The sequence below is a fragment of the Nocardia sp. NPDC052112 genome (assembly GCF_040680135.1).
In the GTDB taxonomy this organism is placed as follows: Bacteria; Actinomycetota; Actinomycetes; order Mycobacteriales; family Mycobacteriaceae; genus Nocardia.
This window is the reverse complement of sequence record NZ_JBFAWD010000039.1, coordinates 1-12538: the sequence shown is the minus strand read 5'-3', so window position 1 is coordinate 12538 and position 12538 is coordinate 1. Positions and strand designations below refer to the sequence as shown.

12 protein-coding genes are annotated in these 12538 nt (G+C 66.5%); 6 read left to right on the top strand and 6 right to left on the bottom strand.

Annotated features, from left to right (window positions below):
• Nucleotides 1-4: 4 nt before the first annotated feature.
• From AB0L58_RS40085 to AB0L58_RS40070, 4 genes are all read right to left on the bottom strand, one after another.
• The gene (locus AB0L58_RS40085; protein WP_364396011.1) at nt 5-1624 is read right to left on the bottom strand and encodes a ubiquinol-cytochrome c reductase cytochrome b subunit; all 1620 of its coding nucleotides are present in this window, start codon (nt 1622-1624) and stop codon (nt 5-7) included.
• A gap of 73 nt (nt 1625-1697) precedes the next feature.
• Complete coding sequence (locus AB0L58_RS40080) at nt 1698-2873, bottom strand: ubiquinol-cytochrome c reductase iron-sulfur subunit (protein ID WP_364396083.1); 1176 nt, start codon at nt 2871-2873, stop codon at nt 1698-1700.
• A 23-nt stretch (nt 2874-2896) separates the two neighbouring features.
• On the bottom strand, nt 2897-3679 hold the full coding sequence (locus tag AB0L58_RS40075) for a cytochrome c (RefSeq protein WP_364396009.1): 783 nt from the start codon (nt 3677-3679) through the stop codon (nt 2897-2899).
• Nucleotides 3680-3848: 169 nt separating this feature from the next.
• Nucleotides 3849-4460: a heme-copper oxidase subunit III gene (locus AB0L58_RS40070; protein WP_355187217.1), complete on the bottom strand. Its 612-nt coding sequence runs from the start codon at nt 4458-4460 to the stop codon at nt 3849-3851.
• A 219-nt stretch (nt 4461-4679) separates the two neighbouring features.
• On the opposite strand from AB0L58_RS40070, the gene AB0L58_RS40065 reads away from it, so the two are divergent.
• The 3 genes from AB0L58_RS40065 (at nt 4680) to AB0L58_RS40055 (ending at nt 6656) form a co-directional block, all read left to right on the top strand.
• Complete coding sequence (locus AB0L58_RS40065) at nt 4680-5099, top strand: hypothetical protein (RefSeq protein ID WP_364396006.1); 420 nt, start codon at nt 4680-4682, stop codon at nt 5097-5099.
• A 69-nt stretch (nt 5100-5168) separates the two neighbouring features.
• A complete protein-coding gene (gene trpD, locus AB0L58_RS40060; RefSeq protein WP_364396004.1) occupies nt 5169-6224 on the top strand; it encodes an anthranilate phosphoribosyltransferase in 1056 nt (351 codons plus the stop codon).
• Between the two features lie 138 nt (nt 6225-6362).
• Nucleotides 6363-6656: a hypothetical protein gene (locus AB0L58_RS40055; RefSeq protein ID WP_364396002.1), complete on the top strand. Its 294-nt coding sequence runs from the start codon at nt 6363-6365 to the stop codon at nt 6654-6656.
• 7 nt (nt 6657-6663) lie between these two features.
• Here the strand turns inward: AB0L58_RS40055 and AB0L58_RS40050 are convergent, their stop codons facing one another.
• Together AB0L58_RS40050 and AB0L58_RS40045 are read right to left on the bottom strand one after the other, a co-directional pair.
• Nucleotides 6664-6939 carry an Lrp/AsnC ligand binding domain-containing protein gene (locus tag AB0L58_RS40050; protein WP_364396000.1) on the bottom strand — a complete coding sequence of 92 codons (276 nt, stop codon included), beginning with the start codon at nt 6937-6939 and terminating at the stop codon, nt 6664-6666.
• Between the two features lie 5 nt (nt 6940-6944).
• Nucleotides 6945-8708, bottom strand: a complete 1764-nt coding sequence (locus tag AB0L58_RS40045; RefSeq protein WP_364395998.1) for a DEDD exonuclease domain-containing protein — start codon at nt 8706-8708, stop codon at nt 6945-6947.
• A 606-nt stretch (nt 8709-9314) separates the two neighbouring features.
• Here AB0L58_RS40045 and AB0L58_RS40040 point away from each other — a divergent pair.
• From AB0L58_RS40040 to AB0L58_RS40030, 3 genes are all read left to right on the top strand, one after another.
• Entirely contained in the window at nt 9315-9887 is a 573-nt protein-coding gene (locus AB0L58_RS40040) for a C40 family peptidase (RefSeq protein WP_364395996.1), read from the top strand.
• 248 nt (nt 9888-10135) lie between these two features.
• The gene (locus AB0L58_RS40035) at nt 10136-11161 is read left to right on the top strand and encodes an NlpC/P60 family protein (RefSeq protein WP_364395994.1); all 1026 of its coding nucleotides are present in this window, start codon (nt 10136-10138) and stop codon (nt 11159-11161) included.
• Nucleotides 11162-11167: 6 nt separating this feature from the next.
• Nucleotides 11168-12163 (top strand): hypothetical protein, encoded by a 996-nt coding sequence (locus AB0L58_RS40030; RefSeq protein ID WP_364395992.1) that lies wholly within the window; start codon nt 11168-11170, stop codon nt 12161-12163.
• The last annotated feature ends 375 nt before the right edge of the window (nt 12164-12538 follow it).

The following is a 12538-nucleotide window of genomic DNA, read 5'->3' as shown; positions in this document are numbered from 1 at the left end:
CCGGTCAGCGCTTGCCGTGCTGACCGTTCGCCTTCTCCTGGACCTTCTCCAATACGGCGAGCTGCTTGTGCTCTTCCGCGTGGTCGAGCTCGAAGGCCTGCTCGATCTCATGTGGCGGGTCGGGGCGCAGGAAGCTACCGGTGCCCGGCTGACCGGCCGAACCCAGCTGGTTCATCTTCTTGGGCACCGTCGCGCCCTGGTACTCCAGCGGGATCGGGTGGCCGTGATCGTCGACCGGGCCCAGCGGCTGGTGTACCTCGATGTACTCACCGTGCGGCAGGCGCTTGATCACACCGGTCTCGATGCCGTGCTCGAGCACCGCGCGGTCGCTGCGCTGCAGACCGATGCAGAACCGGTAGGCGATGAAGTACGCGACCGGCGGCACGACCAGCAGACCGATGCGGCCCATCCAGGTGGTGGCGTTCAACGAGATGTCGAACTTCAGCGCCAGGATGTCGTTGACGCACGAGAGGGTCAGCACCACGTAGAAACCGATCGACATCGCACCGATCGCCGTGCGCACGGGCACGTCGCGCGGGCGCTGCAACAGGTTGTGGTGCACATCGTCGCCGGTGAGGCGCTTCTCGATCCACGGGTACAGGATCAGCACCGTGAACACCAGACCCATGATCAACGCCACCCAGAACACGGCGGGCACCGTGTAGCGACCCAGGTAGAGCTCCCACGGCGGCATCAGACGCGCCAGACCGTCGGTCCACATCATGTAGAAGTCGGGCTGCGAACCGGCCGACACCTGCGAGGGGTTGTACGGACCCAGGTTCCAGATCGGGTTGATCTGCAGCACACCGGCCAGGATCGCCACGATGCCGAGGGTGAACGCGAAGAACGCACCCTGATCCGAGGCGAACACCGGCACGATGCGCGCACCGACGACATTGTTCTCGGTGCGGCCCGGACCGGGGAACTGCGTGTGCTTCTGGTACCAGACCAGCGCGACGTGGGCGGCGATCAGCGCGAGGATGATGCCGGGGAACAGCAGCACGTGCGCGATGTAGAGGCGCGGAATGATGATGTCGCCGGGGAAGTCACCGCCGAAGATCAGCCAGTGCATCCAGGTGCCGATGATCGGGATGCTCATCGTGATACCGCCGAACGCGGCCCGCAGTCCGGTACCCGAGAGCAGGTCGTCGGGCAGCGAGTAACCGAAGAAGCCCTCGAACATGGCCAGGATCAGCAGCAGGCAGCCGATGACCCAGTTCGCCTCACGCGGCTTGCGGAACGCGCCGGTGAAGAAGATGCGGAACAGGTGCACGATGATCGAGGCCGCGAACAGCAGTGCGGCCCAGTGGTGCACCTGGCGCACGAACAGACCGCCGCGCACCTCGAAGGTGATGTTCAGCGCCGTCTCGTAGGCCCGCGACATGGTCACACCACGCAGCGGCTGGTAGGCGCCGTTGTAGACGACCTCGCTCATCGACGGATCGAAGAACAGGGTCAGGTACACACCCGACAGCAGCAGGATGATGAAGCTGTAGAGCGCGATCTCGCCGAGCAGGAACGACCAGTGGGTCGGGAAGACCTTGTTGATCGACCGCTTCATGAACGCGGCGGCGCGGTACCGCTCGTCTGCCTCGTTGGCTTGGGCTGCGACTGAAGGGCTCATGCCGCCACCTCGCTAGCGCTCGGTGCCGGCATGCGCCCTGCGCGCTGGCACATGATTCGCTCACTTCGTTCGCTCATGAACGGCGCTCCCAGTAGGCCGGTCCGAGGGGCTCGATGAAGTCGCCGGCGGCGACCAGGTAGCCCTCGGAGTTGACGGTGATCGGCAGCTGCGGCAGTGCGCGAGCGGCGGGACCGAAGACCGGCTTGGCCCATTCGGTCGCCAGGAACTGCGACTGATGGCAGGGGCACAGGATCTTGTTGGTCTGCGACTCGAACAGCGACGTCGGGCAACCGAGGTGGGTGCAGATCTTCGAGTAGGCGAAGTAGTCGCCGTAGTTGAAGCTCTCCTGCCCCTTGCGCTTGACGGCCTTCTGCGCGTCTTCGGTACGCAGCCGGATCAGCATGACGGCGTTGCGGATACCGCGCAGCGACTGCAGCGTCGCGTGCTCGTCACCGCGCCACTTCTCCTTCCACGGGAACACCGTCTCCATCGCGCCCGCGTCCAGATCCTCGGGACGCACCAGCATGACGTCCTCGGGGCGACCGGTGTCGCGACGGATGTAGATCGTCTCACCGGGGAAGTCCGGGGTCCAACCCGAAACCCAGAGCGGCGACTTGTCGCCCTTGGCCCACGGGTTCTTGATCATGCCGCCGACGAAGACCAGCAGCGCACCGATGCCGAGTACGCCGACACCGGCGCCCGCGGTCCGGGTGATCATCTTGCGGCGACCCAGCGTGGAGGTGTCGAGCGCGTCCTGCAGCTCGGCGACCAGGGTGCGGCGCTCGACCTCAGGCGAGGGCCCGTCGTGGCGGTCCTGAATGGACAGCTCGGCCGGGATGAACTTCTTGCGGATCAGCACCACCGCGACACCGATGACCAGCACCGCGATACCGAAGCTGAGGCCGACCAGCGGCGTGAACAGCGAGTAGGCGGCGTGGCCGTCCTCGTCCTTGCCCTTGAACTCCCAAGGCCAGAACAGGAAGACCCCGACCAGGACCGCGGCCGCGATACCCGAGACCGCGAACCAGAACGAGACCTGCCGCTCGGCACGCTTCTCGGCGCGGGTGCCCGGCACCGGGAACCGCTCACGCCGATAGGCCACGTCGACCCCGTCGCGCTCGGTGCCGAGCTTGACCAGCTCGTCGCGAGTCATCGCGTCGAGTTCTTCCTCGGTGGGCTCAGCCGGTGTGGCATTCACCTGCTCGTTCGACGGCTCGGCACCGTCGTGGCCCTCATCCGGCCGACCCATGTCAGTTGGCTCCTTGCTTTCGCTCATGAACGGGATCCGATCCATATCGCGGCACCCACGACGAGCGTGATGCCGACCACCCACATGGCCAGACCCTCGGTCGCGGGACCGAACCCGCCGAGATCCCAGCCGCCGGGGCTCTTCTCCTCGGTGGCGTTCTTGACGTAGGCGACGATGTCGCGCTTCTCTTCCGGACTCAGCTGCCGGTCGGAGAACTTCGGCATGTTCTGCGGTCCGGTGAGCATCGCATCGTAGATCTGCTGCTCGCTCGCGGGCTCCAGCGGCGGTGCGAACTTACCGGAGGACAGCGCGCCGCCGCGGCCGGTGAAGTTGTGGCAGGACGCGCAGTTCATCCGGAACAGCTCCGAACCGCGGGCGACATCCGGACCGCGCAGCGATTCCTGGGCGATCTCGCCATTGGCGTCGCGGACCACGCTCGGGCCGCCGCCGTTGGCCGCGACGTACGCGCTGAGCGCGTCGATCTGGTGCGCGTCGAACTTCGGTGGCTTGCGCTGGGCCTGGGCCTCGTTACGGGCCATCGGCATGCGACCGGAGGAGACCTGGAAGTAGACGGCCGCCTCACCGACGCCGATCAGGCTCGGACCGCGGTCGGGCACACCCTGCAGGTTGGCGCCGTGGCAGGTGATGCAGGAGGTCTCATAGAGCTGCTTGCCGTCGCGGATCAGCGCGGACTGGTCCTCGTTCGCGGTCGCGACCTGCGGGTCCGGCGTGATCGCGGTGGCGAGGAATCCGGCTCCGACGAGGCCCACCAGCAGCGCGAGCCCACCTGCGATGCGACGCCGCATGCGGCGCTGCTTACGCGTCCTGCTGGCCTGGCCGGCCGCGACGTCTCGGCGGCTGATCGCCGCGCGGGGGCTGGCGGGCTCTGGCGCTGACGGGGGAGATGAACTCATCTGTGTCCCTTTGGAGTAGACGGAACCGACTTGTGCAAAAGATTTGGGGTACTGGCCCGACTCAGCGGACGAAGTAGATCGTGGCGAACAGCCCGATCCAGACGATGTCGACGAAGTGCCAGTAATACGAGACGACGATCGCGGCGGTGGCCTGTGCCGGGGTGAACTTACTGACCTTGGTGCGGACCAGCAGGAATACGAAGGCGATCAGACCACCGATGACGTGCAGACCGTGGAAACCGGTGGTGATGTAGAACACCGAGCCATAGGCGCTGCTCGAGATCGAGGTGCCCTCTTTGACCAGGTTGGTGTACTCGTAGCCCTGACCGGCCACGAACATCGCACCCATGATCAGGGTGACGACGTACCAGCGGCGCAGGCCGAACACATCGCCCTTCTCCGCCGCGAACACACCCATCTGGCAGGTGAACGAGGAGGCGACCAGCACGGTGGTGACCGGCACGGCAAGCTTCAGGTTCAGCTCGGTCGGTTCCGGCGGCCAGTTGCCGTGGGCCTGGGCGCGCGCGACGAAGTACATCGCGAAGAGCCCGGCAAAGAACATCAGCTCGCTAGACAGCCAGATGATGGTACCGACGCTCACCATGTTGGGCCGGTTCAGCGAATGCACACGCTGAGTAATGGCCGATCCTGGGGTCCCTACTGCGGTCGTCACGGGGGTAAGTATGACTCGTCGTAGTACGACACAAGTACCCGGGTGCGAAACTTGTCCTCCGATGTCGGAAAACCCACGGACAGATAGGGTCTCGACCAAGGTGTCGGCGTGTTGATCAAGAGTGCGCGTAGCTGCGTCGTGGCAGGTGGGACGACCTGTGTGATTCCCCTCCGAGCATGACAGGCGTGGATAAGGAAAAGCTGAGATCAGGAGGCGGATGTGACGCGGTGGTGGCAACGACTGTTCACCCGGCACGAACCCGAACCGCTCGATCCGACCCGTTCCGATCTAGTAGTCGTCGCGGAGTGCTTCGATGACTCCGAAGCGTGTTCGACAACACTCGCGCGCGCCTCGGCTCTCAAAGCCGGCGAGCCCGCACTGTTGCGCCACCACTTGCGTATTCCGCCGGACCGAATCGATGAGGTGTGTGCGATAGCGGCCCAGGACGGCTACGCCGCGGCCGCGCGGAACGCGGGTCCACACGAACTGGAAGCGCTGATCCTGCAACGGGTTCAACTGCTCGACGCACTGCACTGTTCGCAGGAACGGTCCAGGATGGTCGGTCTCGCGCAACGCCACGACGGCGTCGCGGACGGCTGGGACGCACTCCAACCGGGTTCGGCGACCGCACCGCCGTAATAACGTCTCGACCACTACGCTCTATCGCGACAGACTGGTGCGCGACCAGTGGTGACAGGAGAAGTGGACATGCGCAGCTGGCCCCAAGTACTCGGGACCCTTGCCGATGGTGGCGATCTGGCAGCGGACGACACGACCTGGGTGATCAACGAGATCTTCACCGACAATGCGACCCAGGCACAGATCGCCGCTTTCGGTGTCGCGATGAAGATCAAGGGCCCGACTCCTACGGAGCTGTCCGGCATGGCCGCGGGCATGCTCGGCCACGCTCGTCTGGTCCACGTCGACGGCGATGCGGTCGATATTGTCGGGACCGGCGGTGACCGGTCCGGTTCGGTGAATATCTCGACGATGTCCTCGATCGTGGTGGCCTCGGCCGGGGTCCCCGTGGTCAAGCACGGCAATCGCGCGGCCTCCTCGAAGAGTGGCGGCGCCGATGTGCTGGAGGCATTGGGCGTGAAACTGGCCCTCGGTCCCGAGTCCGTCGCTCGCTGCGTGCGCGAGACCGGCATCGGCTTCTGCTTCGCGCCGCTGTTCCACCCCGCGCTGCGCTTCGCCGGTCCGGCCCGCAAGGAAATCGGCATCCCCACCGTCTTCAACGTCCTCGGCCCCCTCACCAACCCCGCGCAACCGCGCGCCGGGCTGGTCGGCTGTGCGTTCCCCGAACTGCTGCCGGTGATCGCCGGGGTCTTCGCCGAGCGCGGCGCCAGCGCGATCGTGGTGCGCGGCAATGACGGCTTGGACGAGATCACCACCTCCGACACCACCGCCGCGTGGGTGGTGTCGGGCGGAGAGCTGCGCGAAACCACCATCGATCCGACCCGCATCGGCATCGCGCGCGTCGATCTGAACGCATTGCGGGGCGGCGACGCCGAGGTCAACGCGGGTGTCGCGCGCAGCGTGTTCGCGGGTACCGCGGGCCCGGTGCGCGATGCGGTACTGCTCAACTCGGCCGCCGCCATCGTCGCCTACGACTTGTCCCGAGGTGTCGGCGATCCGAGTGCCGATATCCACGAGGCCATCGCCGCGGGCATCGAACGCGCCGCCGAAGCCATCGACACCGGCAAGTCCGCCGCCCTGCTCGAGCGCTGGGCCAAACTCACCAACACCCTCGGCGACAGCTGACTCCCGCGGCGCGAATCATGCGCCGCATGTCGGCAGACCTCTTGTGGCGGTACAGGTTACAGTGACGGCGGCAATCCGGCGTTGCCCAGTTTCGCGTCGGGCGTACGCCGCCCGGCTCGACTGCTGAGGAGCATATTGATGAAGCGGGGCGTTTACGCGGCACTAGGTGTGCTGGCGATGGTGGGCGGACTCGCCGCACACGCGGCCCAGGCCAATGCGGCACAGGGCAGTCTGGTCGTCAACGGCACCGTCTATCGCCAACCGTCCGGCTGCCTGCACATCGCTGGTGGCGCCGCGCCCTTGGCCATCGAGAACCACACCGATGCCACCGTCACCGTCTTCGCCATGGTCGGCTGCCGGGGCGAAGCCAGCGCCGTACTCCCCTCCGGCGCCTCCCGCACGTTCTCCGGCGCCTCCATCCTTATTTCCTGAGTACCGCTCACTCGCCGAGGGAGAACCCCGCCTCGATGTCGGCACGGGAGTAGGACTTGAAGGCGATGTGGGTGGTGGTGCGGGCGACACCGGGGGTCTTGTCGATCCGGCCGGTCACCACCTCGGCGATCTCCTCGTGGTCGCGCACCCGCACGATCGCGATCAGGTCGACATCGCCCGCGCAGGAGTAGACCTCGGTGACGCCCTTGGTATCGGCGACCGCCTGCGCGGTCTCCGGAATGACAGCGTTCTCGGCCTGGATCATCACGATCGCGGTAATCATGGCTGTCAGCCTAGGGGGTCGCCGTGTTTGTACCCTGAGAGTTCGGTGTCCTGGTGTAGTCGGGCCCGTGCCGCCGCATCGGCGAGATCCGCCCACCCGGCCCAGCGTCCGGCACCGCGAATCGGTTCGCCGTATCCGTCACTCGTGCGCACGATCCGCACCCCCGGTCGTCCCAGCCAGCGCGTCACCAGACCCACCTCCTCCGGCGACGCACCACGCAACGGCGGCACCGGATCCGGCAGTACGGTCTCCGATGCCGCGACGATGGGCTCGATCACCGGCATGGGCGGTACACCGCGCGCCGAGGTGCCTGCCCCCGCCAGCCGCCCATAGCGGATCACCGCGTACTCCCAACCGCCCGCACCGTCCGGATGCGCCGCGATCAGTTCGGCGATCCGCGCCACCGCGGCGAGTCGTTGCGTGCGGTGCAGTGCCCGCAACACCGCGACAGTCCGATCGCGCAACCGAGCGGCGGCCTCGAAATGTTCCGCATGCGAATGGTTTTCGATGCCGTCGAGCATGGCCCGCAGCGGCACGTCGGAGTGCCCCGCGAACAGTGCCCGAACGGCCGCGGCGGCGGGTGCGTATTCCTCTCTATATAGAGGAGTGCCACCGACGGCCGCCGGGCAGCCGCCGACCACCGCGGGCGGACAGTCGTGGCGACCGTCGCGCGGCAGTCGCGTGGTGCAGGTGCGCAGACCGCTGTGCTCCGCGACGGTCAGCGCGATATCGTTCGCGTCCATTCGAGAGGGGAAGGGCCCCAAAGCATCAGCGGTCGGTGTGCGCGCGATCGCGAATCGTGGAAACGGTTCGTCGGTCAGCGTTATCCACCAACCGCGCTTCGGGAATTTCGAGCGCCGGTTATAGGGCGGAGTATGCGCGACGATCAGTCGCAACTCGCGCACCCCGGCCTCCAGACCGTGCGCGCACACCACGTGGTCGACCCGAATGGCAAGGGAGACCATCTCTTTCATCCGGCCGCGAGTCTCGGATCCGGTGAAGTAATTGCGCACGCGGCGACGCAGATTCACGGCCGTCCCTATATAGAGGACTTCATCGGAGGGCCCCCGGAAGAGATAGACGCCCGGACTCGACGGCAGATCGTTGGCGAGCACCCGCTTGGCACGTTGGCGCGGTGTGACATTCGGCAGATAGTCGAGCAGTTCGGTCAGGCTGTGCACGCCCAGATTGCCGACCCGCCCGATGAGTGCGTGCAGCACATCCACGGTGGCTCTGGCGTCGTCGAGCGCGCGGTGGTTCGGCTGGGTGCTCGCACCGAGCAGCGGCGCGAGCACACCGAGCCGGACCGACGGGGCTTCGTCGCGGGCGAGTACGCGCCGCGCCAGCTTCACCGTGCACACCACAGGTCCGTTCGGCCACGGCGTTTCCATGCGGGCCGCGGCGGCGCGCAGGAAGGCCATATCGAAGCGGGCGTTGTGCGCGACCAGCACAGCGCCCTTCGCGAACTCGAGAAAACCCGGCAGCACCGCCTCGATCCGGGGTGCCGCGTAGACCATCGCGGTGGTGATCCCGGTGATCTGCACGACCGTGGGCGGGATGGCCCGTCCCGGGTTCACCAGGGTCGCGAACTCTCCCAACACCTCACCGCCGCGCACCTTCACCGCGCCGATCTCGGTAATCGCATCGCCTTCGGGGCTGGTGCCCGTGGTCTCCAGGTCGACGACCACGAAGGTGGTGTCGTAGAGCGGCGTCTCGAGCTCGTCGAAGGCCAACTGCACGGCGGCCTGGCGCGGCGTCGGATCGGGCACGGCGTGCAGCGTAGGGCCTGGGTCCGACAGGAACCGCTGGAAAGGCCACCTGGGATTTCAGCAGAGAAATGTCCGAATTACACCGCGAGGATTTCGCTCCGATTCCCACAAAATGATCTAGAACACCAAAACGTGACACACATCACACTATTTAGCGAAATGTATCAATCCGGCGGACACGCCCGGGAGTTCGGAGCCGAGGCGGTCGGCGCGCTGTCCGCGACCCGAACAAGCAGACCGATCGGATTGTCGCCCGCGACCAACCGAGGATCGATATACCTTCACGACCTGGGGAAATTCCAAAAGCCCTCGCGCCCGAAACGGGCTCAGCCCAGCAACGATCCAGCATGACCGCGGCGCGGATATTCGCGGATAAATGCGGGTTGTTATCGTTTCGTGATTGCTGTGACATAAATCGCACATATTCGTCCGAGAATTTGTTGAGCGTCGCCATTTCGGATGCCTCCGGCTTTACAAATCACCGTGATGTGTTCGTAACCTTTTCGAGACCTCACGGAGTCCGACGCACCACCCGACGGTGCTTCGACACGAAGTCCGCCGCACCACCGGGTCCGGCGTCGTGGGGCAGATTGGAAGTACCGCATCATGGCGACCAACACCGTCAAGCGACATGCCCAGCGTGCCGTCGCGGCCGGAGCCGTCGGAGCTGCCACGCTCGGCGTCTTCCTGTTGCCCGCCGCACCCGCCTCGGCGCAGCCGGTCACCATCCCCGGCATCGGCACCTTCGACGTGCCGAACGAGATCCCGATCCCGCAGGGCATCCCCGGCATCGAGGTGCCCGGCCCCGCGCCGCTGCCGTTCCTGGCCCCCAAGAAGTCCGTCGGCGATATCGCGCTCGACGCCGCGATGAGCAAGCTGGGCGCACCGTACGTCTACGGCGCCGCGGGCCCGAACGCCTTCGACTGCTCGGGCCTGGTCAAGTGGTCCTACCAGCAGGCGGGCCTGGAGCTGCCGCGCACCAGTGGTGAGCAGCTGAACGCGGGCATGCCGGTCTCGCTCGACGACCTGCAGCCGGGCGATCTGGTGTCGTTCTACGGCGGCAGCCACTCCGGCCTGTACGCCGGCGACGGCAACGTCGTCCACGCCTCCACCTCAGGCACCCCGGTGAAGCTCGCGTCGATCTCCTCCATGCCGGTCGCCGGCGCGCGCCGCTTCTGAGCAACTCTCCCGATCACCACGCCCGGCCATACGAAGCGGTCGGGCGACGGGATAGCATGAGTGATCATTTTGTGGCCCACTGGACACAGACCTCCGCCGTTCCGTAACCTAATCGAGACCTTCCCGGGTTGCGGTGTTTCGCCGCAGCGGTGTCGCAACTTACGGAGGCGAGAAGATCGCTTCACGAGAGAAACGGGGCCTGGCGCGCTGTGACAGCACATCACCGGAGACATGGCACGAAACGTCTGGTGGGAGGGGCATTCGCGGCCGCGGTCCTGGCCGCCGCACTCTGCAGTGGCAGTCCAGCCGGAGCCGATCCAGCCGCCATGCCGACCACGGCCGGTGAGGCCGTACAGCGAATGATCGACCTGTCTCGGGAATCCGAGCAGCTCAATCAACAGGCACTCGAAGCACAGGCCGACCTCGATACCAAACTCGCCGCGTTGCACGATGCCGACGCCGTACTGGCCGCGGCCACCCAGACCGCCGATGCGGCCCGCGAGGAAGTCCGCAAGTTCCAGCCGATCATCGATCGCACCGTGATCGCCGCCTATCAGGGCGCGCGGAACAACCGGCTCTCGGCCGTCCTGCTCAGTGATTCACCGCAGCATCTGCTCGATCAGATGTCCACCATCGACGTGATCTCGGCCAAGAACTCCGCGCAGCTCAATCTCTACAAGCAGGCCACCGCCACCGCGACCGAGACGGAAAAGGCCGCACGTACCGCCGCGGACACCGCCCGCGCCGCCTCCGACAAGGCCGACCAGGTGCGCGCCGATCTCGAGCGCAAGCGGGCCGGTCTGTCCGGATCCATAGCGCAGGTGGTCGAGGCGTGGGGTCAGTTGTCCACCAAGGACAAATCGGCATTGGCCGGATCGCCCTTCCCACCCGGTTTCGATACCGACACCCTGCTGCGCGGGCTGGTTCCCGGCAGCGGCACCAGCGCATTGGCCGCCGGGCTCACCCGCATCGGCGACCCTTATGTCTGGGGCGCGACCGGACCGCACCAGTTCGACTGCTCCGGCCTGGTGCAGTGGGCCTTCAAACAGGTCGGCAAGGATGTGCCACGCACCAGTTCGCAGCAGGCCAGCTATGGCACCCCGGTGGACAAGGCGGATCTGCAACCCGGCGATGTCGTGTTCTTCTACTCCGATATCTCCCATGTCGGCATCTATGCGGGCAATGGATTGATGCTGCACGCCTCCACATTCGGGGTTCCGGTAGCCGTTGCGCCGATGGGGTCGACGCCCTATCACTCGGCTCGGCGATACTGACCGGCTATGAGTAGCATTCGGCAGGCCCGCGCCTGGTTGTTCGTGCGGCGCCGCTTCCAGTTCTGCGCCACCGTCGCGATGGTGACCGTACTGACCGGCACCTGCGGTGCACTGCTGATGGTGCCGAATTCGGTCCTGCCGAAACTGCGTGCGACCCAGCCGACTTCGATCGGCAACCTGCGCGCCGCCGATGACGATCCGCGTCTCGCGGCGGTGCGGCGGACGCTCGAACCCTTCGGACAGCTCGTCACGGAGCAGGTGCCGACCGGCAACGGCCAGGAGTCCCTGGTTGTCGGTCATCCCGCCCAGCGGGCCGAAATCGATACGCTCGCCGGCGAACTCGCCGCCGCGACTACGGCCGTCACCGGCGTGTGGGGTCCGGGCTGGGCCCAGGCCGCGATGGTGGTCGTCGCGTCGAATCCGTCGGAGTTCGCCGCGCTGGTGCGCTCGGGTGGCATGCCCGCCGATGTCGCCGCGGCCTCGGTGGCCGATCCGTTCGTACCGGGCACCCAGCCGACCGGCCAGCGCGTCGTCTTCAGTTCCGATGCCGGACGGCGCCTCGACGCCGACGGTCTGCGCACGCTGCTGCGCCATGAACTCACCCATATCGCCACCCGAGCCCAGACCGTCGACGGAGCCCCGCAATGGATGCTCGAGGGTTTCGCCGAATTCGTCGCCCACCTGGGCACCGGACACCGTTTCGCCGATATCGCACCGACGGTCGCCACCCGCATTCACGCCGGAGATGTCCCGCGCGACCTCCCCACCGCCGCCGATTTCGCGGGCAGCGGTGCTGTCGCCGCCTATGAGCAGGCATGGTCGGTCTGCGCGTTCGTCGCCGACCAGTTCGACCAGCCGCGCCTGGTCGAGCTCTACCGCCGCATCGCCGCGGGCAAACAGGACCCCGCGAGCGAGGACCGCATCATGCGCGATGTCCTCGGCACCAGCCGCGACGAGCTGGTAACGAGTTGGCGCAGTTGGTTGTCCGCGCGCGCCGCTTGAGTCGGACCGTTACAACACTCCCGACCACCGCGGAGCAAGTCCTACGAACGACCCGTTCGCAACCCGCCTCGCATCCGCGCCACCGAAGCGCATCCACCACGCCGATATGTCCCACCCCGCACATAATTGGCGCCAAACGACCCCCACCAGCGACCACCACGAAGCGAGTCCTACGAGCGACCGTTCGCGGCCCGCCTCGCGTCCGAACCGTCGAACCACATGCGCCACAAGCACGAGCCCCACCCATCCGGCACGTACACATCAGGTCCCGAACGACCCACCACCAGCGACCACCACGAAGCGAGTCCTACGAGCGACCGTTCGCGGCCCGCCTCGCGTCCGAACCGTCGAACCACATGCGCCACAAGCACGAGC

Coding starts and splice junctions, on each gene's coding strand:
- AB0L58_RS40085 (WP_364396011.1), bottom strand. CDS start 1,624: ATGAGCCCTTCAGTCGCAGCCCAAGCCAACGAGGCAGACGAGCGGTAC.
- AB0L58_RS40080 (WP_364396083.1), bottom strand. CDS start 2,873: ATGGGTCGGCCGGATGAGGGCCACGACGGTGCCGAGCCGTCGAACGAG.
- AB0L58_RS40075 (WP_364396009.1), bottom strand. CDS start 3,679: ATGCGGCGTCGCATCGCAGGTGGGCTCGCGCTGCTGGTGGGCCTCGTC.
- trpD (WP_364396004.1), top strand. CDS start 5,169: ATGCGCAGCTGGCCCCAAGTACTCGGGACCCTTGCCGATGGTGGCGAT.
- AB0L58_RS40055 (WP_364396002.1), top strand. CDS start 6,363: ATGAAGCGGGGCGTTTACGCGGCACTAGGTGTGCTGGCGATGGTGGGC.
- AB0L58_RS40050 (WP_364396000.1), bottom strand. CDS start 6,939: ATGATTACCGCGATCGTGATGATCCAGGCCGAGAACGCTGTCATTCCG.
- AB0L58_RS40040 (WP_364395996.1), top strand. CDS start 9,315: ATGGCGACCAACACCGTCAAGCGACATGCCCAGCGTGCCGTCGCGGCC.
- AB0L58_RS40030 (WP_364395992.1), top strand. CDS start 11,168: ATGAGTAGCATTCGGCAGGCCCGCGCCTGGTTGTTCGTGCGGCGCCGC.